The organism is Amycolatopsis plumensis, assembly GCF_042652605.1.
Taxonomy (GTDB): Bacteria; Actinomycetota; Actinomycetes; order Mycobacteriales; family Pseudonocardiaceae; genus Amycolatopsis; species Amycolatopsis plumensis.
Genome location: NZ_JBHSJY010000001.1, coordinates 9,587,029 through 9,611,548, shown reverse-complemented (window position 1 = coordinate 9,611,548; position 24,520 = coordinate 9,587,029). Strand labels below are relative to the sequence as shown.

21 protein-coding genes are annotated in these 24,520 nt (G+C 66.9%); 9 read left to right on the top strand and 12 right to left on the bottom strand.

What is annotated here, in order from left to right:
- Nucleotides 1–10: 10 nt before the first annotated feature.
- Nucleotides 11–1,387 (bottom strand): MFS transporter, encoded by a 1,377-nt coding sequence (locus ACFPLC_RS46475; RefSeq protein WP_378235623.1) that lies wholly within the window; start codon nucleotides 1,385–1,387, stop codon nucleotides 11–13.
- Between the two features lie 252 nt (nucleotides 1,388–1,639).
- Here ACFPLC_RS46475 and ACFPLC_RS46470 point away from each other — a divergent pair, with 252 nt between their 5' ends.
- The 3 genes from ACFPLC_RS46470 (at nucleotide 1,640) to ACFPLC_RS46460 (ending at nucleotide 4,225) form a co-directional block, all read left to right on the top strand.
- Nucleotides 1,640–1,975, top strand: coding sequence for an ArsR/SmtB family transcription factor (locus ACFPLC_RS46470; protein ID WP_378207376.1), 336 nt, complete (start codon nucleotides 1,640–1,642; stop codon nucleotides 1,973–1,975).
- Between the two features lie 1,129 nt (nucleotides 1,976–3,104).
- Nucleotides 3,105–3,236 carry a hypothetical protein gene (locus ACFPLC_RS46465; protein ID WP_378235622.1) on the top strand — a complete coding sequence of 44 codons (132 nt, stop codon included), beginning with the start codon at nucleotides 3,105–3,107 and terminating at the stop codon, nucleotides 3,234–3,236.
- Nucleotides 3,236–4,225: a GlxA family transcriptional regulator gene (locus tag ACFPLC_RS46460; RefSeq protein ID WP_378207381.1), complete on the top strand. Its 990-nt coding sequence runs from the start codon at nucleotides 3,236–3,238 to the stop codon at nucleotides 4,223–4,225. The genes ACFPLC_RS46465 and ACFPLC_RS46460 overlap by 1 nt, the downstream gene beginning before the upstream one ends.
- 399 nt (nucleotides 4,226–4,624) lie before the next feature.
- Here the strand turns inward: ACFPLC_RS46460 and ACFPLC_RS46455 are convergent, their stop codons facing one another.
- From ACFPLC_RS46455 to ACFPLC_RS46440, 4 genes are all read right to left on the bottom strand, one after another.
- Nucleotides 4,625–5,851, bottom strand: coding sequence for a lanthionine synthetase LanC family protein (locus ACFPLC_RS46455; RefSeq protein ID WP_378207384.1), 1,227 nt, complete (start codon nucleotides 5,849–5,851; stop codon nucleotides 4,625–4,627).
- A 303-nt stretch (nucleotides 5,852–6,154) separates the two neighbouring features.
- On the bottom strand, nucleotides 6,155–6,358 hold the full coding sequence (locus ACFPLC_RS46450) for a hypothetical protein (protein WP_378207387.1): 204 nt from the start codon (nucleotides 6,356–6,358) through the stop codon (nucleotides 6,155–6,157).
- 141 nt (nucleotides 6,359–6,499) lie between these two features.
- Complete coding sequence (locus ACFPLC_RS46445; RefSeq protein ID WP_378207390.1) at nucleotides 6,500–7,825, bottom strand: lanthionine synthetase C family protein; 1,326 nt, start codon at nucleotides 7,823–7,825, stop codon at nucleotides 6,500–6,502.
- The gene (locus ACFPLC_RS46440; protein WP_378207393.1) at nucleotides 7,822–10,953 is read right to left on the bottom strand and encodes a lantibiotic dehydratase; all 3,132 of its coding nucleotides are present in this window, start codon (nucleotides 10,951–10,953) and stop codon (nucleotides 7,822–7,824) included. The genes ACFPLC_RS46445 and ACFPLC_RS46440 overlap by 4 nt, the downstream gene beginning before the upstream one ends.
- A 211-nt stretch (nucleotides 10,954–11,164) precedes the next feature.
- Between ACFPLC_RS46440 and ACFPLC_RS46435 the strand changes: the two genes are divergently transcribed.
- The 3 genes from ACFPLC_RS46435 to ACFPLC_RS46425 all read left to right on the top strand — a co-directional run bounded on the left by ACFPLC_RS46435 (nucleotide 11,165) and on the right by ACFPLC_RS46425 (nucleotide 15,748).
- Entirely contained in the window at nucleotides 11,165–13,042 is a 1,878-nt protein-coding gene (locus tag ACFPLC_RS46435) for an ABC transporter ATP-binding protein (protein ID WP_378207396.1), read from the top strand.
- Between the two features lie 556 nt (nucleotides 13,043–13,598).
- Nucleotides 13,599–14,105 (top strand): S8 family serine peptidase, encoded by a 507-nt coding sequence (locus ACFPLC_RS46430; RefSeq protein ID WP_378207399.1) that lies wholly within the window; start codon nucleotides 13,599–13,601, stop codon nucleotides 14,103–14,105.
- 1,343 nt (nucleotides 14,106–15,448) lie between these two features.
- The gene (locus tag ACFPLC_RS46425; RefSeq protein ID WP_378207402.1) at nucleotides 15,449–15,748 is read left to right on the top strand and encodes a hypothetical protein; all 300 of its coding nucleotides are present in this window, start codon (nucleotides 15,449–15,451) and stop codon (nucleotides 15,746–15,748) included.
- Nucleotides 15,749–16,567: 819 nt separating this feature from the next.
- Here the strand turns inward: ACFPLC_RS46425 and ACFPLC_RS46420 are convergent.
- Both ACFPLC_RS46420 and ACFPLC_RS46415 read right to left on the bottom strand, forming a co-directional pair.
- Nucleotides 16,568–17,581, bottom strand: a complete 1,014-nt coding sequence (locus tag ACFPLC_RS46420) for a zinc-dependent alcohol dehydrogenase family protein (RefSeq protein ID WP_378207408.1) — start codon at nucleotides 17,579–17,581, stop codon at nucleotides 16,568–16,570.
- A gap of 209 nt (nucleotides 17,582–17,790) precedes the next feature.
- On the bottom strand, nucleotides 17,791–18,792 hold the full coding sequence (locus tag ACFPLC_RS46415) for a DMT family transporter (RefSeq protein WP_378207411.1): 1,002 nt from the start codon (nucleotides 18,790–18,792) through the stop codon (nucleotides 17,791–17,793).
- 70 nt (nucleotides 18,793–18,862) lie between these two features.
- Here ACFPLC_RS46415 and ACFPLC_RS46410 point away from each other — a divergent pair, with 70 nt between their 5' ends.
- Nucleotides 18,863–19,741: a LysR family transcriptional regulator gene (locus ACFPLC_RS46410; RefSeq protein ID WP_378207414.1), complete on the top strand. Its 879-nt coding sequence runs from the start codon at nucleotides 18,863–18,865 to the stop codon at nucleotides 19,739–19,741.
- A gap of 325 nt (nucleotides 19,742–20,066) precedes the next feature.
- Here the strand turns inward: ACFPLC_RS46410 and ACFPLC_RS46405 are convergent, their stop codons facing one another.
- Nucleotides 20,067–20,240: a hypothetical protein gene (locus ACFPLC_RS46405; protein ID WP_378236240.1), complete on the bottom strand. Its 174-nt coding sequence runs from the start codon at nucleotides 20,238–20,240 to the stop codon at nucleotides 20,067–20,069.
- Between the two features lie 274 nt (nucleotides 20,241–20,514).
- On the opposite strand from ACFPLC_RS46405, the gene ACFPLC_RS46400 reads away from it, so the two are divergent.
- Nucleotides 20,515–20,850 carry a Sua5 family C-terminal domain-containing protein gene (locus ACFPLC_RS46400; RefSeq protein WP_378207416.1) on the top strand — a complete coding sequence of 112 codons (336 nt, stop codon included), beginning with the start codon at nucleotides 20,515–20,517 and terminating at the stop codon, nucleotides 20,848–20,850.
- Nucleotides 20,851–21,056: 206 nt separating this feature from the next.
- Nucleotides 21,057–21,398, top strand: a complete 342-nt coding sequence (locus ACFPLC_RS46395) for an STAS domain-containing protein (protein ID WP_378207418.1) — start codon at nucleotides 21,057–21,059, stop codon at nucleotides 21,396–21,398.
- A gap of 365 nt (nucleotides 21,399–21,763) precedes the next feature.
- Here the strand turns inward: ACFPLC_RS46395 and ACFPLC_RS46390 are convergent, their stop codons facing one another.
- The 4 genes from ACFPLC_RS46390 to ACFPLC_RS46375 all read right to left on the bottom strand — a co-directional run bounded on the left by ACFPLC_RS46390 (nucleotide 21,764) and on the right by ACFPLC_RS46375 (nucleotide 24,413).
- Nucleotides 21,764–22,990: a site-specific integrase gene (locus tag ACFPLC_RS46390; protein ID WP_378207421.1), complete on the bottom strand. Its 1,227-nt coding sequence runs from the start codon at nucleotides 22,988–22,990 to the stop codon at nucleotides 21,764–21,766.
- Nucleotides 22,991–23,058: 68 nt separating this feature from the next.
- Complete coding sequence (locus ACFPLC_RS46385; protein WP_378236239.1) at nucleotides 23,059–23,433, bottom strand: excisionase family DNA-binding protein; 375 nt, start codon at nucleotides 23,431–23,433, stop codon at nucleotides 23,059–23,061.
- Between the two features lie 84 nt (nucleotides 23,434–23,517).
- Complete coding sequence (locus tag ACFPLC_RS46380; protein ID WP_378236238.1) at nucleotides 23,518–23,673, bottom strand: hypothetical protein; 156 nt, start codon at nucleotides 23,671–23,673, stop codon at nucleotides 23,518–23,520.
- Nucleotides 23,673–24,413 (bottom strand): recombinase family protein, encoded by a 741-nt coding sequence (locus tag ACFPLC_RS46375; protein ID WP_378207426.1) that lies wholly within the window; start codon nucleotides 24,411–24,413, stop codon nucleotides 23,673–23,675. The genes ACFPLC_RS46380 and ACFPLC_RS46375 overlap by 1 nt, the downstream gene beginning before the upstream one ends.
- Nucleotides 24,414–24,520 lie beyond the last annotated feature (107 nt).

The following is a 24,520-nucleotide window of genomic DNA, read 5'->3' as shown; positions in this document are numbered from 1 at the left end:
CGGTCGGGCATCACTCGCGCCGCCACCTACCGGTCTTGGGTGCGGACTCGCTTCTGCGCTGGACCGAAGCTGTCTCACCGGTCGACGCGGTGCGCGGAAGAGTGAGGGCGAGGAGCAGGCCGACCACCATCCCGGCGCTGGCGATGAGGACCGCGATGGAGCCGCCTTGGGCGAGCGCGGCTTGAAGTGCTGGACCGCTGTGGCCCGCGATATCAGAGTTGGAGACGGCAATCAACACAGCCAGTCCGATGGCGTTGCCGAGGTTCAGGGTGGTCGACGCCATTCCGTTTGCTACGCCCTGTTCGGCGACCTCGACGCCGGTGCCTGCGGCGATCCACATCGCCGTCCACACGATGCCCTGCCCGACTCCGGAGATTACCAGCCCCGGTATCAGCGCGAGGTAGCCGCGATCGGCGCTGAACCCGTACGCCAGCGCGGCGGTTCCGACAATGGCGATGCCGAACCCGGTGATCAGCGTGAACCGGGTCCCGAGGCGGGTGGTAAGCCGCTCCCCGAGCTGAGTGCCGGAGGCGATGGCCACCGACGGGACGAGGAACGCGAGCCCGGTCTGCAGGGCCGTCAGGCTGTGGACGCTCTGCAACAGGACAGTGAGGAAGTAGGGCAGCGTGCCAAAGGTGGCCATGTAGACGAAAGTGACCAGCACCCCTGTGGTCAGGTTGCGGTTGCCCAGCAGCCGCAACGGCATGAGCGGGTCAGCGCTGCGGGACTCGATGATCACGAACGCGATCAGCAACACGATCGCGAGCACCGCCGCCATCAGCACGCCGGGTGCGGTCCAGCCGGACTCCGGGCCCTGGACCAAGACGAACACGGCGAGGGTTGCGCCGCCGGTGACGGTCAGCGCGCCGGGCAGATCAAACGGGCGACGGGTGCGTTCCCGGACGTCGGCCGGAATCACGAAGAGGGCGGCCAGGGCAGCGATGCCGGCGAGAGGTACGTTGACGAAGAACACCGCCTGCCAGCCGAACGTCTGGGTCAGCACGCCACCGAGCAGCGCGCCGACGGTGAGGCCGCTGGCACCCGCGCCACCCCACACGGCCAGAGCGCGGTTGCGGCGAGGGCCCTCCTCGAACAGTGTGTTGATCAGCGACAACGTCGAGGGCAACAGCAACGCCCCGCCGATGCCCTGGATCGCTCGGGCGATCACGATGACCAGCGGGCTCCACGCGAGGCCACCGGCCAGGGATGACGAGGCGTAGAGCGTCAAGGCGAGGGCGAACATCCGGCGACGCCCGAGCAAGTCGGCTGCGCGTCCGCCGAGGAGCAGGAAACCACCGGCGAACACTACGTAGGCGCTGACGACCCACTGCTGGGTCTGCCCGGAGAAGCCCAGGTCCGACCCGATGTCGGGAAGGGCGACGAACACGATGTTCAAGTCGAGGGAAAAGATTAGCTGCGCGAAGGCGAGCAAGCCGAGGCTCAGGCCCAACCTTCGGCGTGGTCCAGCAGGCGTGGTGGGCGGAATGGACATGGGGGAGGAACACCCTTCGGATCGGACGAGCGGACAGTCAGTACGACTGTACGTAAGTTAACGTACAATCGATCAATGGGAAAGGGGGGTGGCTCGTGGAAGGTACGACTGTGTGCGTTGAGTCGAACTGTCACCTATACTGACCGGATGATCGGCCAGCACCCGCCCACTGGGCAGATCCGGATGGAAAACGTGCTCTCGGCGTTGGGAAATCCGATTCGGATGGCGATCACCCGAATCCTCGCCGAGGGTGGCGAGCACGCCTGCGGGACAGTCGGGCTCCAGCTCGGAACGTCGATCTCGAAGTCGACGCTCACGCATCACTGGCGCGTTCTGCGCGACAGCGGCGTCATCTGGCAGCGTCCGGCGGGTCGGGAGAACCTTCTGTCATTGCGGCGCGACGATCTGGACGCGCGCTATCCCGGTTTGCTTGACGCCATCCTGGTGGGTGCGCAGGAGGATTCATCTCCCGCTCTTCGGTGACCATGTGTGACCGAGTGCTCCGTCTTACGGGGAGACAGTAGGTGGCGAGCAGACGCCACCTTCCCCGGCCACCGCGATGCCCGCTCTCTCGTGTTGTCCGCCGATTACCGCAGCTGTTCTGGATGAAGGCCATCCGGTTTCGGCAATAGTGAAAACGGGGATCGCAAGGCCTGTCCGCGCGCTAGCTTCCACCACATGAAGAGCGACGTCAGCGCTGCGGGCAGTGGCTCCTCCGGGAACGTCGCCGCTCCTGGGGGCAGAGCGGCGTCGTGGGCGCTCACCGTCCGTCAGGGTTGTCACTATTCGAATATACATGTCACCAGTATCGATCAAGTTGCTGATAGAAGTGAGGCCCCGTGATGAGTAAAACGCTTCGCGCTGGTATCGCTGCAGTTGGGATCCTTGTGGCGACGTTTACATTGACGGAAACGGCAGACGCGGGCGTCGCGTTGCCTATCAAGTATGCCGACTACGGGAGCTACGCGGACTGTACAGACGATGGCTGGGGTGGTGTGCTTAGCGGTCACTGGCGTAGCTTCGAATGCAAGTATAATCAGAGTCGCGGCATCTACACCCCGTGGGAACTGTGGTACACGGTGTGACCGTTGGTGTCCGCAGTAACAACGTGGCCGGCGGAACGTCTCCGATTCCCCATCGAGGCAGGTGGATTCGAGAGTCTTCTGGTCGAAGGTGGCCTTCATGCTCCGGTGCCCCGACGGCCCCGCGATTACAATTCCCTTTCGGTCGCGACTGCGGGGCAATATCGTGAGCGCGCTGGAAAGTGGGTCGGACGACGGGTGGTTCGGTCGTTTGAGGGGTCATGCCACGGGAAGAGGCGACGTTCCGGCCAGCCGGGACGGGCGCGGGGTTATCGACCAGGACGTCGACGCCAGGTCGAGCGCCTTGCGCGGCCGGTGTCGTCACCCGAAGGCGTCCTGCGATTGACCGAACGGTCGGCGGCGCCAGCCACCATCATGCAACCGCTGCCGGCCGCCCTGCCGGCGTCGCGTTAGGGGAGGCAGTGGTAACCGAGCACGGCATCCAAGTCGTCGACGGCGAACCATCGCTGGTCGGCGGAGATGCACATCCGATCCGCGGCTTCAAGCCGTGCGCTCAGCGTGAGGCGCAGTTGGCCGCGTTCTACAGCAGCTACGCGTGGCTACTTCGCCCGTGCGAGGCGACCGTGTCGTGCATCGACAGCTACTACACCGCCGTACTAGACGCGTCTGCTCAGCCGTTGACGCCGCCCGCGGAGCTCTGATGGCGGGCTTCGCGACGATCACGGCGTACGTGCCGAAGCAGGCCACCATGCTGTCCCTCGGTCTGGTTGCAGAGATGTTCAATAACCGTGTGCACCTGGGCGTACCCCGTTTCGACGTCGTGCTCTGCACGGACCGGCCCGGACCGGTGACGACCGACATCGGTCTCAGCTTCACCGTCGACCACGGCTTGGAGGAGCTCGACAAGGGCGACCTTGTCCTGCTACTACCCGGAAACACGTTCCGATCCCCGCCGTCCGCCGCGGCTGTGGACGCAGTCCGCGCCGCCCACGAGAGTGGGGCCATCATCGCTACCCACTGTGTCGGTTCGTACCATCTCGCAGCCACCGGCCTCCTCGACGGCGCCCAAGCCACCACACACTGGCGGTTCGCGGCCGACTTCGCGGCCCGCTTCCCAGCTGTCACCCTGCGACCGGAAGCGTTGTACATCGACGAGGGGCAGGTGATCACCGGGGCAGGCGCGGCCGCCAGCATCGACCTCTACCTACACCTACTACGGCGCGAACACGGCGTGTTCGTCGCCAACACCATCGCCCGCGACATGGTCGTTCCGCCGCACCGCGATGGCGGGCAAGCCCAATACATTGAGACACCCGTGCTGGCCGACAACGACGACAAGCGATTGACCGCTGTCCTTGACTGGGCCGCGAGCAACCTGCACCGCCCCATCCCGGTCGACGAGCTCGCCGCGCGGGCTCTGATGAGCCCCCGCACCTTCGCCCGGCGGTTCAAAGCGGCGACCGGAGCGACGCCGCACGCCTGGCTGCTGCACCGGCGCCTGACGCGCGCCGAAGAGCTACTCGAGCGCACCACGCTGTCCATTGAGGAAGTAGCCCAACGGGTCGGATACGCCAGCGCCACCGTGCTGCGTGAAAGGTTCCTCAAACGACGCGGCGTTTCACCGCGCGCGTATCGCCAGGTCTTCGGCGGCCCGTCCGCAAATGAAGACAACGTGGGAACACAATACTGACCTCGTTATTTCGTAAGAGTTCATCAGCTAGCTGACGGACCTCTTGGTCTGGTCGTGTGGATGCTTTGTCTGCGGGCACGCTGTTCAGCCGTTGGCGCAGGCGCGAACCGATGCGGGCTGACACATTGACGCTCAACTGCACACTGCTTGCCGGGCACGGGATGGAGGTGGTCGCGGCGGCCGGTCGCCGGTGGTTCGCCAAAACTGCCAGAAGAACCGGTTTTCCGACGGGACGTAACCGCCGATGTTCGTCGCTCTCTGCCATTCCCAGCCCGCACCAGTCTCACACGGAGCGTACGTATTTAGTAGCTCGTGATGATGCTGGTGTGCCACCGCGGTTCCCCCGGCCACACAGGCGTCGGCGCCGCCTCGAGCGGCGTGTTCTGCCACATCGTGTCCTCAAGCCAGGAGAAGCAGCCGGGACCAGCCCGGCTCGGGAGCCGTCACGTGCTCGGCGGCCAGCAGGACGGCCGCCACGCCCGCGGCTCCGCGCAACAATCCCGGATTTTCCGCTCGCACTCCCGGCTGCTCCGTGTCGAGATAGCCGAGCAGAGACCCGGGTGCGAAGTCCTGCGCAAGCTTGGCTGCCGCACGTGCCGCCGCTGTCTCGACCACGGGGTCGCCGGTGTCCCGGGCGAAGCACTGCAGCAACGCCGCCTGTCCGGCCAGACCGTGACAGAGGTTGGGCGAGTGCAGGAGCGGCGGCTGGACACAGAGCGTCCTTATCGCGGTCAGCCCCACGTCGGTCAGCTCCGGCGTGCCGGTCGCGACGCCGGCGAGATACACGGCTCGCGCAATGCCCGCGCTGCCGTGACACCAGGAGCCGGCATTCTTCACCGGCACATGGGCGAGCGGAGCGCCGCGGACGTCCGGCTCCGCGCCCGCCGGCCACAGCAGACATCCCGAGCGCCATGTCGCCTGACGGGCCAGCCACAGACCGGCCTCACGGAGAGCTCGCGACGTCGCTGGATGCACCGTCCCGCCGTGGATTTCGATCAGCGCGAGAGCCGCTAGCGGGCCTGCGACGCCGTGCGCCAACCCGTAGTCGAGCCGCAAAGCGCCGTCCTGGCGATAGGCCATGCGGCCGGGGAAGAGCAGCACATTCGCGAGCGCCTCGGCCAGAAGCGCGACGACCTGCTCGATCTCTGGCGAACGCAGCCGCATGAGCAGGTACCCCACCCAGCCCGCCATACCGTTGACCGTGTCGTAGGCGGCCGGGCCGGACGGCGGCGCGGACGCGAAGTCGCGCATCCGCGGCAGCAAGACGGCGTCGAGCTGAGCCAGCAGCCCCGTGTAGCGAGTCCCGTCACGGCTGGCCAGCCAGACCGCCGCGGCGTATCCGGCCGCGCCGGAGAACAGTGCCAGGGGACGGGCCGGGTCGCTCGCCTCGGCGAGCCCCGACGCGAGGAGCGCGTGCGCGGCGACGTCCCAGCCCTCATCGCTGAACCGGCCGTCGAGCTCCGCGCACAGGATCGCCAGGCCGGCGCCTCCGAGGGAGACGCCGGCTGGCGACCAGATGTTCACCTGCGGCTTGAGCGTGGCGCGAGCCAGCCGCCTCAGCGCCTGCGACCGGATCGCCGGATCCAGCACGCGTCGCGCGACTTCACGCGCCGTGGAAGCCGACATGGTGTCGTCCGTTGTGTTGGTCGAGAGTCAGCAGACCCGGGATCCCAATTCACAGCACGTGTCCGTGCACGTCGGGAGGGTACAGCTCGACATGTGAGGGCTATACGTGCAAATGTAAGGCGTCGTCTGCGACGCCGGCTGGAACGGCAGCGACTGCGCGATCTGCGCGCGGACGGGGACGCTCCGCATCTCCAGGTCGAACAGTCCGTCGAGATCGTGTGAGATATTGGTCAGCATGGCGCCTCTCATCAAGGTGGTGGCGGATGTGGGGACACGGCCGCCCACGGCGGCCGTCCCTCGAGGTCAGCAGACGCGCGAGTGCTGGTAACAGCAGGTGTCGGTGCACGTCGGCTGTGTGCAGGTGGACTGGATGGGGCTCAGCGTGCATTGGTACTGAGTATTGGCCGAGCAGATGGTCATCCGCGTCACGGCCTCGTCCTGAACACGCGCGGGAATGCTGCGCATCTGCAAGTCGAATGCGCCGAGAACATTGTCGGGTCGTTCCATATACTATTTCCTTCCGTAACGCACTCCGCGATCTCCGCAGAGGTCCGGTTCTGCCGGTCTTCGTGGCACGCATGGCCGGATCATCGTCCGTGCGCGCCCGCAGCGCGCCTCCCGGCGGCGCCGTACGTTCACAGCAGCGCTCTAGTGAATGAGCAGCGCCGCGTCCCAGTCGCTGTCTGCCACCCGTCCAGTGGCGTAGCCGTGCAGCGCGAGCGCGGTGCCCGCCGCCCCGTCGAGCATCCCCGGGCCCTCTAGATATCGCCTCGGCGGCGGTATCCGGTAGCGAAATCCCAGATTGAGGTCTGGGTCGAATAGCTCGACGGTGCGCCCGGCGGCCAGCTCCGCGATGTCGGCCGCGGTCGAGTCTCCGTCGCTGTCGGCGGACATACGCAACGCGATCTGCAGCACCCCTGCCGAACCGTGGCACAACGAGGGCGAGGCCGGTTCCCACTCAGCGGCCGGCCGGTCGAGCAGCGAGTGCATCGCGCCGAGTGCGGCGGCCCGCCAGTCGCGCCGTTGCAGGGCCAGGCCGGCGAGCTGGATCGCGCGGGCGATGCCGGGAATCCCGTAACACCAGGTGGGCACGCACGCCGGTGTCGGCCGCTCACCCCCGAGATGCTGTTCAAGCGTGATCGTGTCGGGCCAGCACACGCCGGCGCCGTCCGGGCAGCGCCAGTGCAGCAACCACGCGACGGCGCGCTCCATCGCCTCCCGCTGGCCGGGCACTCGCACTCCCGACCGCCACGCCAGGGCCAGCAGCGCTAGCGGTCCCGCTATGCCGTGCGCAACACCGACGTTGGCGTGGCCGTGGCGGTACTCGGGGCCGGGCGGGATGTCCAGGCGCGGCCCACCGGCGGCCCACCAGCGCGGCACGCTATGCCCGGCAACCTCGCCGTTTCCAGTCATGGCGACTAGGTAGCCGAGCACGTCCCGCAGCACCCGGTCATCCTCGTTTGCCTTCAAGAGCAGATAGCGGCCGAGCCCGCTCATACCGCTGATCACGTCGTACAGGCCCATTGAACCCGCGACATGCGCCGGGTCGTCCAGACGTTCGCGCCAGACGCGGGTGCGCTGCTCGGCGAGGTCCATGATGTAACGGTCCAGCGGTTCTAGCAGTGACCGGTACTCGCCAGGCCGCATCACGGCTGTCCTGGCAGCGAAGGCCAGTGCCGGAAGCCCGATATACAGTGAGCCGCCGGTCGCAGGGTGCGGCTTGGTGGCGGCCTCGGCGAGCAGCCGGTGCGCAGTCTCACGGTGCGCCTTATCGGTCCGCCCGAGCTCGGCGAACAGCAGCACAACGCCGGGGTATCCCATGGCCAGCGACAGCTCCTGGTAAGCGCGCTCCTCGGGCTTTCCGGGGGCGAGCGCCGCGCTGTCGTCGATCGAACGCCGCAGCCGGTCAAGATCGCGAAGACGCCCTGCGACGAATCCGGCGATCTCACCGGCCCTGTCTCGAAGGTCGGTCATCGTACGAACCTCGTTCGGTCAAGGTGCGCCGCGACGGCACCGCGGGCGACGGCGTAGGCGGACTGCTCCGCCTCTGAATCGATGCCTAACAGGCGGTTACAGTGCATGTGCAGCAGACTTGTGACGACCTGGGTCTCGCGGGGACCGTCGTCCCCGATCTGCGCGCGCAGGGCGCGGCCGTACTCGTTCAGAGCCGGCGCTCGTTCCTGCCAGGCGGCCAGGATCTCCGGCCCGCCCGGTTCCGCCGCCAGTGCGTTCCACTCCCCGTGCACGTCGAGCAGACGTCGCGCCACGTCCCGGCGAGCCTGGAAGGCCGGATGATGGCCGCCTTTGGGGTAGGCCTCGAGGAACCGGCCCATCCAGCCCGGCTCCGCAGCGAAGCCGCGGCAGATGTCGATGCAGTTGGCTGCGGCCAGCAGTACCGGATCGAGTTCCACCGTCCCGCAACCGATGGCTTTGAGCTGCCGTAGCACTGCTCCGCTGTCGGCTCCGAAGGCCCGCTCGGCCTGCTCCAGCACCTTCTCCCCGCCGTAACGGGCGACCTCCGGCTCGTAGGTGTCGAGCGCCAGCCGCCGGATCACCCCCGTTGCGCAGCATCGCGCGGCCCAGTCGTGGAGCCGAGAAAGCAGCTTTGCGTTGAGCACGGATCGCTTGCCATGGAAACGCACGCGTAGGTGCGCGTCAGGATCGCGGTAACGGATGAAGAACATGAGTTCGGCGTCCGCGCCGACGGACTCCAGCAGGTTCGGCAACTGTTCGGTCAGCAACTCGTCTTGGCGGTCTTCCGCGACGTAGAGCTTGGCGAAGACCCAGTCACCACCCGGGACGTGCCGTTGCTGCTCGGACACGGTGACGATCGACGGCGGACGGGTCGGTGCGGGGCTGCCGGCCCGTGGCACCATCGGCACTACGATCTCGTTGGCGACGCCGCCAGACCACTGCGTGCCATACTCGCCGCCCGCGGGACGCTCAGTGATGATCGGCGGGACCTCCCGGCGCGCCTCCCGCCACAGCAGCCGCAGATGCAGCGGCACGGTGAGGTCGAGGGCGACGCGCTGGTCGTCGCTCGTCATCTCGATCTGCTCGGGCACCGACCACCGCTCGCGCCACCGGCCGAGTTCGGCACGCCAGTGCGGCCACGGCAGCGACGGGTCACGCAGGGTCCGGTTGAGCCGCCAGCGTGCCGAAGCGAGGATCGTGCGGTTGTACCGGACGCGCGGCTGATGGGGGAAGCGGTCCAGTCCCGTCCACTCCCATGGGCGGATGCTCCACCGGCGCACCTGCGTCGCCTCGCTGAGGAAGCGGACTGCGTTCGGCTGCGCGATATACGGGTTCAACATGTGCGCCACCATCGGGACCAGCTCCCGTCCCGAAGCGGCCATGACGATATGAAAACGGTCGCGGTCCGCCACCACCGCGACGTCGTCGATGCCGTGCACCCGCTCGTCGCCCCGTTCCGCGAAAGCCCCCATGACCACCTGGTGCGGGGTCATCGCTGGGACGCGGCTGACGTTCCCCGATCGCGAGCTGTTGGGCTGAAAGCGGACTTGCGCGAGGAGCGCGTCCGGCGGAGTCATCTCGGGCCGGCCGTACAGTTCCTTGATGCGGTCCGTCGTGTCGTTCAGGAGGGGCAGGAAGCGGCCGAAGTAGGAGCCCGGCGCGGGTCCGCCCAGCCCGTTGGCGACCACCAGTCGGAAGTCGCCCACCGCGACCGCCTCCAGTGAGGACGCGAGCAGCGTCACGGCCATGTCGAAGGCAGCCGGGGGCCTGGCCGCCAGGCCTTCCTCGGCAAGCTCGGTTACGAGCGCGTCGGTCAGGACCACCTCGGCGGTCCGCGCGCGCTGCGCGTCCTGAAGCAGCTCGGTCAGCAGTTCCTGGCGCTCCTGCCGGGGCCGTTGCCGGTTGTCGAACGGGCGTGTGCTCGGCGGGCGCAGATACGTCGCCGGAGCGCCGAGCCCGCGTTCCGGATCGAGCATCTCTTTCAGTGGCACCGCACGCCCATATCCATACCGCTCCACGAACTCGTTGTGGTAGCCGCGCAGGTGTTCGGGCATTGGGTCGGGAGACATGCGCCACAGCACCGTGGCGGCCTCGCTCATCTGCTGCGTCACGATCGGCGGCAGGCGGGCGTCCACGTCGACGGCGAGGTCGATCTGCAGCGGGTGCTCGCTGACTTGGATTCGGCTCATCGATGTCGTCAGCTCGTTCAGCCGGACCGTCCCGGCGCCGATCGGAAGGCGGGCGTAGGTGCTGAATGCAGCGGATAGGTCACCGAGGTCCCGCAGTCCGGCGACCGGGGTCAGCTTGCTCGCCACGTGGCCGAGGGCGTCCGGCGCGTCAGCGGGCGGTCGCAGGTCGGTCAGCAGGAACTCCTGCTCGACGAGCTGCACAAGCATGCCGCCAACCGCTTCCGCGGGCGCCCCGAAGGACTCGGCCAGTGTATCCGCCAGCGTGGCGAACGCCATCGGGCGCTCGGTGAGCTCCCAGACGCGCCTCAGGGCGGCGGTGTAGCGGACAGACACCTCCTGCGTGCGGGAAATGATGTCCTTACTGTCGACATCCCGCACGTAAGGCAACACGAGGCGCTCTCCCCGCAGGACAGCAAGATCGTTCCTGACCAGGCGCAGATGGGCTAGTACCGCAGGCTGGCTCTCCCACCGCGACACGGCGCCGAGTAGCCATTCAGTATCGGCCTGGACGAGTTTCTCGCCCAGGCCACGGTACTCGAAACAGGGATCGTCGCCTACGGTCATGAGAGCCACTCCGGCCAGCAGCCCGAAAGGGGTCGGCCGATGCGACATCCGGATCAGGTATTTCGTGAGAGTGTACACCATGCGACGCAGACGCGTGAAAGGGATCGGCCGCCCTCCGTCATTGTTGTCGCTATCCCCGAGCTTTCTCAGCTCGCGAACGAAGGCGGGATTCGAGACCGTGAGTGCCTCGAGCACGGCGTCGTCTTTGATGGCGGATCGCAGGTAGGTGGCCATCCGGCCGGCCTGTTCGCGGTCCTCGGGATCGAGATCGGTCAGTGTGGAGGCAGCCGTTTCGACGCGAAAGACAGGCAGTCGCAGAAGCCCGAAGGATGCCGGGTCGAAGACCGGTTCACGGGCATGTATTGATTTCTTCAATGGCCTTCCCCGCCTTCAAGATGCAGACGCATGCCGATCATCTTTGTTGGCGACGCCGTGGGCGAGCAACGCGAGTGCCTGCCAAACTTAGCGTCGTTCCTGCCAATGTGCGCCGCCCAGGCTTGTCGTCCTCCCCGCGAATTCACAGGCTGTACGTGTGAAACCTGCACGTGAACCGGTCACGACTCTCATCGGTGGAGACGAGCCCGTCATGCCGCCCTGGACCCGGATCGACCGCGAGGTCGCGGGCTCCAGCCTGTGGGCCGGTCTGGCCGCGATACCCGCGGCGGCACGGGTCATTCTCGCGATCGTCTGGCGCGTGGCCCCGCGCACCATGATCCTCGCCGTCCTCCTGAACCTGGTCGGCGGCCTGGCGACGGTCTCTGGAATCGTCGCAGGCGCCCGCGTCATCGACGAGCTGATCACCGGCGGGCCGACGGCCGACAGGGTCGTCGCCGCTTTGTCCGCGATCGCGCTGGTCGCAGTCTCGTACTCGCTCCGCGCCCTGCTCGACGCGGCAGCCGCCGCCGCGCTCGGCGCCACGATCCCCCGCGTACGCGAGGCGGCCCAGGTCGAACTCCACGAACTGGTCTCCCAGGTCCGGCTCATCGCCTTTGAAGACGCGGGCTTCGGCGAACTGGTGGAGCAGGGTTCCGGGGCAGGCATCAGAGCGATTGAGGCGAGCCTCAGGCATGCCGGAGCGCTGCTGTCCGCCAGCGTGCAAGTGCTGGCGGCCCTAGTAGCAGTCATGTCACTGAACCCATGGCTCGTTCCGGTGACGCTCCTTGCCATGCTTCCGGCGGCCTGGGCAGCAGCGAAGGCCGCCCGGCTCGGCTACGCGAGTTTCCTCCGCATGGTGGCCACCCAGCGGCGGCAGGCGATCGCCGGCCGGCTGCTGACCGGCCGCGATACCGCCGCGGAGCTAAGGGCCTTCACACTGGCGGAGACCGTGCTCGCCGACTACCGGACCGCAAGTGCCGCGCTCGCCGCCGAGTCCACCACGACGGAGCTCCGCACCACTGCCGTCCACCTCATGGGACGCGCTCTGACGGGCATCGGCACCGGCGCGGCCTACGCCGCGCTGGGCCTCCTGCTCTACACGGGGCAGATGCCTCTGGCCCTGGCAGGCGCTGCAGTCCTGGCCATGCGCACCTCGTCGGCGGCGTTGTCGGCCGGTGTTCATACGGTCAACCAGTTCTACGAGAGCAGCTTCTACGTGGCCCTCTACGAGAAGCTGCGGCTCGAATGCCGTACCCGCACCCGGCCCACAAGACCGTGCCGCGCCCCTGCGAACCCGGAGCGGATTCGGCTGGCCAAGGTAACGTTCACCTATCCCGGCCAGGTACGGCCGGCCCTGCACGACATCGACCTCGAGATCCGCCGGGGACAGGTCGTCGCCCTGGTGGGGGAGAACGGCTCGGGCAAGACGACTCTCGCCAAGCTCGTCACGGGTCTCTACGCGCCTGATTCGGGGACGATCCATTGGGACGGCGCCGACCTCTCCGAGTGCAGCGAGGAGTCTGTCGCGGCCGCTGTTGCCGTGGTGGCCCAGCAGCTGGCGCGCTGGCCGGTGAAGGCTGCCGCGGCGGTCCGGCTCGGCCGCGCCGGTCACCTGGCCGGCGGCGGCGAGGCCGTGTTCACCAGCGCTGTCGAGATCGCCGGTGTGCGTCCTGTCATTGAGCGCCTGCCCGCCGGTTGGGACACCGTCCTTTCCCGGGAGTTCGAACACGGCAGAGACCTGTCAGGCGGCGAGTGGCAGCGTTTCGGCATCGCCCGGGCGCTTTTCCGTGACTCCCCCATCCTGGTCGCCGACGAGCCGAGCGCCGCCCTGGACGCCCGCGCCGAGGCCGGTGTCTATGAGGCGTTCCGCGCCTTACGCGATGGGCGGACATGCCTGCTCATCACCCATCGGCTGGCGAACGTGCGGCAAGCGGACCAAATCATCGTGCTGCATCAGGGGAAGATCGTCGAGCGGGGCACCCATGAGGAGCTCATGAGCCTTCGCGGCCGGTACCACGACCTGTACGACCTGCAGTCCGCGCCGTACGCCGAGCACCACGTCGAGCCGGTGGTCCGCGGGGCCAGCTGATCAGCGGCTCCTTGAGCGAGCGGCGCTCCCGCCTGCCCGCCGTATTGGGGCGGGCAGGCGGGTCGGCCATGCCAGGTGGTGGCGGCGCCGCTCTTCGCGGGACCGTGTCCTGTTGTCGCCGGTGAGAATCTGGACTGTCAGCTGGTCGGCGCCGGTAGCCCGGTGCTCGTCCACCCACACCCAAATGTCCTGTTTGGCGCCTTAGGCGACTAGGGCTTTGAACAGGCGCAGCAAATTGTTGCCGTGGTTGAGCAGATGCAGGCATTCGGCGAGCCAGTTGCTGCCGATAGCGCAGGACCTCTTCGCAACCGGTGGGCAGGGATTTGTTTTAAGAAGACGAGGAACTGCGTCCAGCGTTGCGTCACGCGATCTCGGCGGATTCAGAGCGGCGTGCAACAATCAAGGGCGTTAGACGCGGTTTCATGCATAATGACGATTATGTGCCAGTGAAACTATCGCGCGCCTATGATCATGTCGAAGCCGTCCTGATTCGCCAACTCGGCCGTGCGGTGTTAGTGGGCGGTGTTGAAGTGTGTGGCTCAGCGCGTCGGGAGCAATGGGTACGTGTCCCCGTGGCGGCGAATTGTTCGCCCCCGACGTAACTGCAACTGCTGACCACCAAACGCGCCCTGGGAACCACGCCGCCACCGCGCAGGCTGCGGCGTTGTCGGTGTCGGTGATGGCGGAGTACCCGGCGTTGTGGCCGGAGGCAGTACGCGCGCTGATCGTGCACTCCGCCGAGTGGGACACGCGCGGTGAAGGCCCGATTCCAGGCTGGAACGAAGAAGGCACGCCCGCGTCGCGCCTGCGCCGCCGTTGCGGCATGGGGCGTCCCAGATTTCGCGCGGGCTACCCGCAGCGCCACCCACGCGTTGACCCTCATTGCGCAGGACACCATCCACCTCTTCGCCGCCGAAACCATACGAGCTCCGCTACCACGATCTGCCTTGGCCCGCCGACGGGCTCGTCGAGCTGGGAGAGGCACAGGTCTGCCTGCGGGGCACGCTGTCGTGCTTCATCGAAGCCAACCCGGGCCGGCGTAAGGCCGCCGGACGCGCGCTAAACTAAGCTGCAATGTGCGACGACAGGTCCCGTCGTCGGCTGCCTGCAGCACGGCGCGTGCCAGTCGTATCGGCCGGTGCACGTCGTGGTTCATTTGCTGCTCCTGTGGTCGGCGCGGGGCCGCTCCAATGAAGCGGCCCCGCCGGTGATTGAGTCAGCAGGTTTGCCCGGGCTCGAGGTGCTGGACTATGTGCGCGTTGCGCCGCCCTGTGTCGAGCTGCCTGAGAGCGCCGACTCGTTGGCTGCATGGGAGTCGGGGTGTCCGACAATCAGCACAAAGACAGCTCCAAGATTAAGGATCGCGCGGCGGCGAGACCCCCACTGCGGTGCGCCGCCGATCGATGTCGAGACATCCTCGTGCCAGTGAGCAAACACTCGGCTGGACCAACCCGAAACGAGGCTCGCCGCGATGCGGCCGACCGCTGCACTTGACTGCTGTTGACCGCCTAAAGCCAGCTGCGTCTCACCTATGAAATCACGGGCGAGACGCGCCGTCCCTGGAAAACCGCGACCAATCAGCCCACTCATACCGGCCAGGACCCGTCGAGGTCTCGGGAGCCTGCGTCCACATCGCGGCTGCTCGGCAACCGGCGTCTCGAACTCTCACGACCCGTCCCCGGTCCCGCCAGGCTAGACGACTACAGGCCAGGCGCTCACGACTTGACAACCATTTGCATCGCCATGAACTACTGAAAACGGGGGAGGGACCGGTTGATTGCTTGACCTATAAACCAGCGGGCCATCTATGGTCTTCGAATAAGGCCAATGTGCCGAGGCGCATGTAGCGCGCACAAAGTAACTCCCGAACCCCTGCGCACAGAACGGCTCGCCGATATTTTCGGATTTATTGACATAGCCGGCGCAGTCCCACACGTCAGCGCGGGCAGGTGTCGCATTAAGTGTTACGGTACCCAGTGCCGCTAAAACGGCAGCAGCAGCCCCTGTCGCCGCAGTTTTGATATTCCTCAAGGCTATCTCCTTAATCATGAAGCGTTACGCATGTCTCCGTCAGCTTAAGTCAGAAACTGGCGACCATGGTGGCACTTCACTTAGGATTGAAGTCCGCGTACTCTAGCAACACGTCTTTCTCCGAGGCTGAGCTGCAAGGGGCAGATGAGACTGGACGTGCTGACATAGTTGATCGCGCTGGCGGTGTGCCGGTTCGGGCGGATCGGCGATGCGCGACGTGGCGCGCTCGCGTTGGCGGACTGATCTCGATGCCGGGGTGCAGTCGTTGTTGATCGTGCCGACCAACGAGGCACGCCGCCGCGCTGAACATCGAAGCCCGCAAACGGCGCCTGGCTCGTGGTGCGGTCGATTGTGGCTGCGAGGTGGATCTGCACGATGCCACGACTGCCGGGGTCGGGCTGGTGGTCACCCGGCACACAGTCATCGATTGCTATCGCTGTTCGGCGGCGCGACTTCGTCAAGAACGGCGACGTCTGGACCGTCACCGCTATCCGCGCGAGCGGCAAGATGACCGTGCAGCACCGGGTGCACAAGGTCGCGATCACATTACCGGTCGGGTACGTCCAAGCGCACGTCAAGCTCGCCTACCCGCCACCATCAACCGGGGCCCAGGGCGTGACCTGCACCGGCACCGCCCGCCTTATGCTGCCTCGGCAAGTAGCGTTGACGTGGTGACCATGTCGTGTGGACGTTCGGGCTGGTGATCGCGAGGCTGACCGGTGGAAGTGAGCCATGGCTCGCCAACCGGAGGAGACCCAGTGGCTGGTCAAGATCAGGAGATCGGCCCGATCGGGTGCGGCTGCGGCGGTCTGGGATCGTGTTGGCCTCGGTGCAGGCCGGTCGCATCCTCGACCTCTACGATCACCCGAACGTCGACAAGCGGGGGATCTGCGGCTATAAGTTCGGGCCGCTGACGTGCAGCCGCGGCCCCGGCCGGAGCTGGTTTCCCGTCGGGCGCCCGGGTACAATTGCGCGCGACTTGCACGCGCACTGGCGGGGTCCGGCACATGTCGCCGCGCTCGACCTCGCCACCGGGCAGATGTTCTACCGGTTCCGTGACCGCAAACGCTGACCGCAATTTCTCGATTTCTGCAAGCACTCCGCCGGCGCTTCTTGGCCGGGATGCACGACCTGTTCTGTGGCAACTACGGACCGCACGCCAAGGCCGAGGTCACCGCGTGGTGCGGGGCCTCTCGCCCGCAGCAACCGAAGCTGCCCGCGAGCGCCGCGGCCGTCCAAGACAGCGACAAGACCGTGCCTGTCCTAAGACTTCATCATCGACCTAAGTTCCGACCTTCGTAACCTGGGACACCGCATGATTCGGCAGGTCGCGCGCGAAGTCCTTCAGGGCTGGGATGCCGTTGGCTGAAGGTGAGCACGACCTCCCACGGGTGTTGATCCTGGTGAACCTAGGTCTCGGGTCTTCAACGGGGGGCGTCCGTCCTCAGCAGTTCTAGGCGCTGCCCTGCCTGGATCGTTGGCCAAGATCCGCTATCAATCATGACTGATGATCACTTTGCCGAATCTGCGACCTGACTCGCAGTATCTGATTGCTTCGGGAATCTCCGCGAACGGAAACACCCGATCAATGGCGGGGCGCATCCTGTGCATGGTGATCGAGCGGTTCACTTCGACGAAGTGAGTTCGACTGCCTGCCGCGGTACGGTGCAGTGTGGCGCCTGCCGCGAAAATAAGGGCAGGGTCGACTGGCTTGGCCCCATCGAGGCCAGACAGCCAGTAGCCGACCAAGGCGACGTCGCCGCCTGAGGCGACGGACTTCAGTGACTGCTCCAAAGGGCCAGCTGCATCTACCACGAGGTCGACCCCGGCGCCGTCGGTGAGAGTCCGGACGTCTTCCCACCAGTCAGGTTTTTGCCTGTAGTTGATTACCTCGTCGACTCCTAGGGCTTTTAGTCGTTCAGCCTTGGCTGTGCTCGACGTGGTCGCGATCACGTGGGCCCCGGCCAGCTTTGCGAACTGCGCTGCGAACAGTGACACTGCGCCGGACCCGAGGGTGAGCAACGTAGAGCCAGGACGCGGCGCTGTCCCCGCGGTCAGGGCGTTCCATGCGGTCACCGCTGCCAGGGGGAGCGAGGCTGCCTCTTCGTATGACAGGTGATCTGGAATGGTGACGACGCCATCCTCGCTCAACACTGCGTACTCGGTCCACACGCCATCGATCATGGTCCCCAGCTGCGCCGCGTTCTCGCGTCGAAATGGACCGTCGAGCCAGCGCGGGAAGACGGTGGCTGCGACGCGATCACCAATTTTCACCCGGGTTACGTCCTCGCCGACGGCAGTCACCTCGCCCACGCCTTCGCAACCTGGAACCACGCCCGGAATGATCGGCAGTGGGTAGTTGTTCGCCAGCACCATCAGGTCACGAAAACCGAGCGAATTCGCGTGCATCCTGACCATCACTTGGCCACGCCGTGGTTCTGGCTCGTCGTGACTCTCGACGGTTAAGCCGGCGAGACCTTGCCCTGGAACAAGGCGAAAACTCTTCATCAAGATCCTTCGAGTATAGTAGTTAATTTTTACGGAGGTGTGTCAGAGGTGTGCCCGTTGGTCCGGACCGAGAACAGCTCACCGCAGGGCGCGATTCGAGCCTGGCGCGCGACGACTGCCACGGCAATTCCCCAGAGGGAATGACCAGCTCTTCGATCATTGCGCCACCAAGGTCTTGACTGTTGTTCCAGTGGGATACCCCGTAGGGCTCACCTCTTGCGGTGTGTCGAGCGCGGGATGCGGGTGGAGCGGAACGGGACGTCGCGGGCCGTTGGGATCGCCACCGGGTTGGAGGCGACGGCCGACGGTCCTTCGGCTTCGCTCGTCATATCGGTGACGGTAGTGCCCGGCCGACGTGTGACGAGAACGACGCTGGCCAGCACGGCGGCCAGGCCGACCAGCATGCTGGGGGTCAGCAGCTCGTCCAGCAGCAGCGCGCCCCACAGCACGCCGAATGCCGGGACCAGGAAGGTCACGGTCAGTGCCGTGGCCGGTCCGTGCGCTGCGACGATGCGGTAGAAGAGGGCGAAGCCGAGCGCAGTGCAGGGCAGGGCCAGCGCCAGGACGGACCAGGTACTGCGTGCGCCGGGCAGCTCCGGGGGTGGCGCGAACGGCAGGAGCGGGAGTAGTAGGGCGGCGGCTGCCAGTTGCTGGCCGGCGGCCACGGCAGTCGGGGGGACCGTGGAGAAGTGCCGGGCCGCGTAGACCCCCCCCAGGCCGTAGCACAGCGCGGCCAGCAGGCTGGCGGCTACGGCGAGCAGCAGGGGCGCGTCCGGCCTGACGGGGCTCAGCCCGACGAGGACCGCGACACCGCCCACGCCGAGGAACACGCCGACGCCGCGCCGCGCCGTCAGCCGTTCCTGTCCCCGTGACGCGCCGATGAGCAGGGCGAACAGCGGAGTGGTCGCGTTGAGGGTGGCCGCCAGAGAGGCAGGCAGGCGCAGCTCGGCGGCGGCGATGAGCGTGAATGGCAGTGCTCCTGACAGTGCCCCCAGCGTCAGGTAATGCCTCACGCTCCCCTGTTGCCGCCAGGTGGGGCGCTCGTGGTGCAGTGCCCGCAGTACCAGCCACAGCGCGGCGCCCGCGAGCAAGCACCGGGCCTCGATCAGCGCGAGGGGGCCCCACTGGGGTACGGCGACTCTGATGAAGAGGAACGACGCGCCCCACAGGGCTCCCAGGGCGGTCAGCGACACGAGACTGCGCAGGTTCATGGCAGCAGCGTCGGGCCGGATGCGACCATGAGGCAAACAGATGAAATTCATATCTAGATGAGGTGATTTCATGCCGCTCGGGCTCCAACAGCTGCGTGCCTTCGTCGCCGTCGTGGACACTGGCGGCTTCACACTGGCGTCCGATGAAATCGGGCTTACGCAGTCGGCCATCAGTCACGCCGTGGCCGCCTTGGAACGAGAGATCGGGACGGCCCTCATCAGCCGGGGGCGTGAGGGCGTTCGGCTGACCGGCCCGGGCGAGCGGGTTCTGGTGCACGCCCGGACCGCGCTGCGCCAGGTGGAACTGATTGAGGAGGAGGCGGCCGCCATTCGCGGCCTGCGCCGCGGACGGCTGCGCGTCGGCGGCTTTCCCTCGGCCTGCCAGCTGCTCCCGCCGCTGATCGCCGAACTGCGCCGGATCCACCCCGGCATCGAGGTCGCGCTGTGGGAGGGGACTGATCAGGAGGTAGCGCGGTGGCTTGCGGAGGGGCTGATAGACCTCGGAATGCGCGCGAGCCTTGCGCCGCCGGCCGCCTGCGATCTGGTGTTGGCCGCAGACCTGATGGTGGCTGTCGTCGACAAGCGGCACCCGCTGGCCGCCGAGCCCGATGTAGCCCTGGCGGACCTTCAGGATGATCCGCTGCTGGTCTCCGACGGCGGCTGCGAGCCGCTGCTCGACGAGCTGCACGCCGCGGCTGGTCTCCCGCTGCGCGTAGCACAGCGGGTGCGGGAGATGGCCACTTTGCTGGCGATGGTGCGAGCCGGCCTCGGCGTCACCGTCGTGCCCGAGCTGAGCCTCGCCTCACGCCAGGGCATCACGGCATTGCCGCTCCGCCCGGCGTCCCGTCGCCGGGTCCTGCTCGACATCCCGGCGGGGACGCCGCCCCCTGCTGCACTCCAGACGTTCCAAGAAATACTCCGGAGGGGCGAGCAGGCTGGCAAGATGTAGGGGTGGAGTCAACGCTGTCAGGGCCCTCAGCTGTGCGCTGACAGTGCTACCGAACGTGCTGCAACCGAGCAGCCGCGCACCAGCATCACCATCCCTTTGGTCTGCTCGATGACCGGCTGTGTCGCCAGAGCATCCCGTAACTGGCTGACCTCGTGGATCGATTTCCTCTGGCGGCTCGCGGTAGCCGGGCAGGGACTCGGTAACGACAACGAGCTCGGCGACGCTGTGGTCAGCAGACGACGTCGGCGAGAACGGCGTGCACTGGACGAGCACGACGCAGGCCGACGTCGCCGGGCGCGGCACAGCCGGGGAACCGGCAGCGAAATTAACCGCCACGGGCCCGCTCGCCGCGGTCGCGACCCTGATTGCCCGCGGGCCCCTCGAGGAGGGCGTCGTCGACCGTCTCGTGGCCGCGACCGACACTGCTCTGCAGCGCGCAGCCGATGACGCTGGCTGCGTGGTCGTCGACCTGACGGCGGTCAGGTATCTGGCGATGCAAGCGTTCGGTAGCTGGTCATCCTCGCCCGGGCGTGCCGTCTCGCCGACGTGCCGCTGTGGGTGCTTCCCTCCCCGGTGGCCCGGAGAAGATTGTGTTCGCGGGCCTGGCGGATTTCCTGCTGCTGGGGGGGGGTGAGTGTGATGACGGCGGCTGCTGCGATGACCGTCGTAGCCCAACACCGCCCCGACGGTGTGAGGCGGTCATCCCGGTAGGCCGCCGTCCGTCCCCGAGACCCCGTCCCGAGTACTGAAGACCTACCCAGCCGAGCGGGGCGGTGCTCGGGCGTCCGGTCACCGCCGGGCTCGGCGAACCCCGCGCGCGCGTCGTCCTGGTCGACCCGTCGGAGATCGCCACCGAAGCCCGGGCCGCGCAGGAACAGGGACACCGAGTGGGTATCTTCCTGCCGCCCGCCTTCGCCGACGCGCCGGTGAAGGCGCACGCCGTCGTGGCGATCCCGGAGTCGATGGCCGAATACGCGCGCGGGCTGTACGGGTTCCTGCGCGAACTTGACCGGCTGGGCTGTGACCTCATCGTCGCGTCGCTGCCGGTGGAGCAGGGGCTGGGCCTCGCGATCGCCAACCGGCTTCGCCGCGCCGCCGGGCCCCGTTGACCGGGCGACCGGACCCACGGTACGGCCCGCGAGGGGGCGGTCACCGCGGTGGCGGACCGGTGATGCGCGCTCGGATCCACCCATCCGGGCGGTAACGCACGACGAATCCCCGACGAGATACCCCAGTAGGACAGCTGCGCAGCTCGCGACCCTGTGCTTCTCGGTAGGAGAGGCATCGAGGATGCTCGGCGGAACAGGACGGGCACGTGAGCACTGTGGCGGATCCTCCGGAGGATCCCACCTCTTCCCGAGCGCTCCCGGCGACCGACGTGCTGATCCTGCGCGCTGCTGGGGAACTCATCGACACTCAGGTCGCCGAGAAGATCGTCGCCCCGGCGTACGCGGCTGAACCCGCCACCACCCTCGTCCTGGACCTGACCGCGGTGACCTACCTGACCATAGAAGCTGTCATCCCGTTCGTCACCCTGGCCCATCGCTGCGCCGCAGGGGGGACTTCGCTGCGTGTCGTGGTTTCGGAGCCGGCTCGGCGCAAGCTGACGAGCCTGGGCCTGGAGTCCACCTTCGCACTGGAATCACCCTCCGTTTAGGTCTGTCCTGAGCGCCCACGGCCTCGGCCGGTCGCTGATGACCTTCCGCCCGGCGCGCCATCCAACGCCACTGCGGAGTTGAGCCGCTGTTGTAACTCTCGGCGTGTGGACGGCGACTGACTGCCCGTGCTGGTTCAGTTGAGTGGACACATGAATCGGGTGACCGGATGACCGAGATGACCCACCCGGAGGGCGTTGGCCATGAAAAGGCGGTAGCGTCGCCCCGGCTCGTGATCCGATTCGAGGATCTCGCGCGGGAGGTCGTCGCCGAAGTGGCGCCCAGGCGCAAGATCGCGAGGTCTTCGGTGGCTGGCGGGGGCTTTTTGTGTGGTGGGGGCGGTGACCGTGGAGGCAGGATTTTGCGACTAAGATCCATCACGACTCGTCGGTACGGGCATCATCGCCTCCAACGCTTCGGCGTTCCCCGCATTAGCTACGCGCTGTTTCCGGTAGTGGCGCTCCGCGACTGCTGGGGTGTTGCCGAGCTGGTCGGCGATGGCCGTGATCGGGAGGTCGGCTTCGTCGAGCACGGTGCCGACCGTCTTCCTGAACACGTGGCTGGTCACCCACTCGTAGCCGACCGCGGTCACTGCCTCGGTCAGGCGGTTGATCACGTTCGAGGGGTCGAGGAGTTCGCCGGTAAACGAGGCGAACAGGGCGCCGTCGCCAGCGGCATTCTTACGACGCTGCCACATGGGCACCGACCACTGCGGCACCGCAAGCAGCAGGCCGCCGACGTTCCCCTTACGAAGCTCGCGCCTCTCGAGCCCGACACCGGATACGCGGACGACGTGGTGAGTCACCGCGACGGTGGGAGCCGTCGGCTCGACGTCAGGTCCGAGGATGGCGAGTACCTCTCCGATCCGCGCTCCGCTCGACAGCATGGCCTCCATGAGATTCGGCAGATCGAGCCAGATCCGGCCGCGTGTCCCCAGCGACCGTCCGCGGGCGTCGACTTGCCGCGTCGGCGCGTAGGCGCGCAGCTTCGCCAGAAGGTCGGCACGCTGCGGGGCAGACAACGTCACTACTTCCTTCTGCTTGCCCCGCGACATGCGCCCGACCGAGCGAATGGGGTTCGCATCCATGCCGCCATGGCGCACGGCATAGTCGCAGGCGCCCGAGAGGGCCGCCTTGACGGTCTTGGCGGTGTCATAGCTCGCCTTGGCGCGTGCCTTTTTGACTACCTTGTCGCATCGGGTGACGAGGACTTCGCGGCATCGCAGTTGGCCGAGTGAGGGGAGGGCCCAGTTCTTCAGGGCTCGCCGGTACAGGCTGACGGTGGTGGGGGACAGGTTGCCCAATTCTGCCTCCTGGGCGATCTCTTCGAGCCACAGTTCAACCACGTGGTAAAAACGTGTGCCTTTGTCGATGTCGCCGTCCTGGGTTTCGGTTGCCAGTTCGCGTAGCGCTTCTTTCAGGCGGGTCGTTGCCTGCCCTTTCGTCGGTGCCTGCCGGCGAACGAGGCGAAGTGATCCGTCTGCCATCCTGAAGTACGCGCTCGCGCGATGACGCACCTTGCCAGCTCGGGTCGGAGGCAACTGCTCGACGTTGATGACGCCGTATGTGCCTACCGGTGTTGCTGGTCGCCCCATGATGCCACTCCGTTGCTGGAAAGATGAGGTGATTGCGGTTATTTCGCATTCGATTTGCGCAATCGATGTTAGGGCAACTTCTGTGTGCGCAGAAAATTTTCTATTTCAAAATCGGGAATCAGGTAGTAGCGTCCGGCTGTGACGGCGCCGAGCTTCTTCTTGTGGATCAGGTCAAGCACGGTCTCGTAGGGAATTCCCAGCTGCGCGGCTACTTCCTTGGGCGTCCATGCTCGTCGTGGCAGTGACTCGGTCATCTTCGTTGTCCCTACGGGGTTGAAATGGAGCTTCGCTGTTGGGTTCCTGGCGCGCTCTTGGGCCGCCCCTCTCGGCGTTGCCTGGTTGCGGCGGGTCGCAGGTCCTGCCTGGTCGCGATCGGCGCGCTGACGGTCGCCTGCGGTGCGCAGAACCCCGTCTGTGGACCGGTCGTGGCGCAGTACCGACACCGGTCCTGCCTCCGATGGGATCGCACCCCGGGGCGGCCGTGATGCAGCACCGGCCATGGCAAGTCACCGGTTGGTGAGGAGTTGTCATCCCGGCGCCTGCGGGCCGGGCTTGGCTGGACTGCCACGAGGCTCTGGCTGCTGAACGGGATAGCCCTCCCGTCGGAGTTCGTCGTTGATTTCACGCTGCAGGGCAGTGATGACGTCGATCGTCAATCCGTCCGGATGGTGGTTCGCGGCCATCACGCCGCCTGCCGGTGATCGGATGGCAGCGCATTCGCCGAGTCGTCTTTGGTTTTGACCGAGGACGGGACAGGCCACGAGCGCCGGTCGGCGAAGGCGAACTCTTCGGCGGTTACGAGCGGCGGGTGCACCCACGCCTCTGAACAGATCCAGGCAGTTCGTCGAGTCGGTTTTGCGCGGTGGGTGCGTCCCCAGACCTGTCGGCCGAGGTACTTCGGGTTGCGGAGAAAGGCCCGCACCATCGCCACCGTCCATGCGCCGGGCTCGCCCGTCTCGGGATCCAACGGCGCGGGGTAGCGGGACGCGGTGAGTCGGCGACGGATCTCTAAAGTGGACAATCGTTCTTCGCCCCTCCACACGAAGATCATCCGTGCCGTGGAGGCTTCGACCGGTTCGATCAGCAGCCGGGTGCGCCAGCGCGGCCTTCGGCCTTCCGGATTGACCCGGACGCGCCGGGTGTGGTAGCCGTAGGGCACGTCTCCGCTGTTGAAACCGACGCGCACTAAGTCCTCGGACGCGGAGCGCGCTGCTGCGAGGTTCGCTGCGTGGTAGTCGCGCAAGACGTGCTGCCGCACGCGCCACGACGGTGTGGCCTCGCCGTTGTCCGGCTCTGTGGCCGAACCGAACAGTCGGACGCCCATCGCGGCGAGGCGCTGTCCGAAGGTCTGGCGGCCGGCGGTCGCAGCCCAGTGCGAAATCCGGTCGCCGGACTCTCCCCGTGCGGTGTTATTCGGAGGCATGGCGGTTCTCCAATTCCGTGAAGGGCCTATGAGGCGCGGAAGATCTGCGTGCGAGCGGCCGGTACGCGCGCCGGCCTGGCGCGGGCGCTGCGAGCCAGGCCGGGTGC

What these genes read in the sequence shown, in the direction of transcription:
- ACFPLC_RS46470 (WP_378207376.1), top strand. Translation starts at nt 1,640, where the DNA reads ATGATCGGCCAGCACCCGCCCACTGGGCAGATCCGGATGGAAAACGTG.
- ACFPLC_RS46460 (WP_378207381.1), top strand. Translation starts at nt 3,236, where the DNA reads ATGGCGGGCTTCGCGACGATCACGGCGTACGTGCCGAAGCAGGCCACC.
- ACFPLC_RS46455 (WP_378207384.1), bottom strand. Translation starts at nt 5,851, where the DNA reads ATGTCGGCTTCCACGGCGCGTGAAGTCGCGCGACGCGTGCTGGATCCG.
- ACFPLC_RS46450 (WP_378207387.1), bottom strand. Translation starts at nt 6,358, where the DNA reads ATGGAACGACCCGACAATGTTCTCGGCGCATTCGACTTGCAGATGCGC.
- ACFPLC_RS46445 (WP_378207390.1), bottom strand. Translation starts at nt 7,825, where the DNA reads ATGACCGACCTTCGAGACAGGGCCGGTGAGATCGCCGGATTCGTCGCA.
- ACFPLC_RS46435 (WP_378207396.1), top strand. Translation starts at nt 11,165, where the DNA reads ATGCCGCCCTGGACCCGGATCGACCGCGAGGTCGCGGGCTCCAGCCTG.
- ACFPLC_RS46430 (WP_378207399.1), top strand. Translation starts at nt 13,599, where the DNA reads ATGGGTACGTGTCCCCGTGGCGGCGAATTGTTCGCCCCCGACGTAACT.
- ACFPLC_RS46425 (WP_378207402.1), top strand. Translation starts at nt 15,449, where the DNA reads ATGCCACGACTGCCGGGGTCGGGCTGGTGGTCACCCGGCACACAGTCA.
- ACFPLC_RS46420 (WP_378207408.1), bottom strand. Translation starts at nt 17,581, where the DNA reads ATGAAGAGTTTTCGCCTTGTTCCAGGGCAAGGTCTCGCCGGCTTAACC.
- ACFPLC_RS46415 (WP_378207411.1), bottom strand. Translation starts at nt 18,792, where the DNA reads ATGAACCTGCGCAGTCTCGTGTCGCTGACCGCCCTGGGAGCCCTGTGG.
- ACFPLC_RS46410 (WP_378207414.1), top strand. Translation starts at nt 18,863, where the DNA reads ATGCCGCTCGGGCTCCAACAGCTGCGTGCCTTCGTCGCCGTCGTGGAC.
- ACFPLC_RS46390 (WP_378207421.1), bottom strand. Translation starts at nt 22,990, where the DNA reads ATGGGGCGACCAGCAACACCGGTAGGCACATACGGCGTCATCAACGTC.
- ACFPLC_RS46380 (WP_378236238.1), bottom strand. Translation starts at nt 23,673, where the DNA reads ATGGCCGCGAACCACCATCCGGACGGATTGACGATCGACGTCATCACT.
- ACFPLC_RS46375 (WP_378207426.1), bottom strand. Translation starts at nt 24,413, where the DNA reads ATGCCTCCGAATAACACCGCACGGGGAGAGTCCGGCGACCGGATTTCG.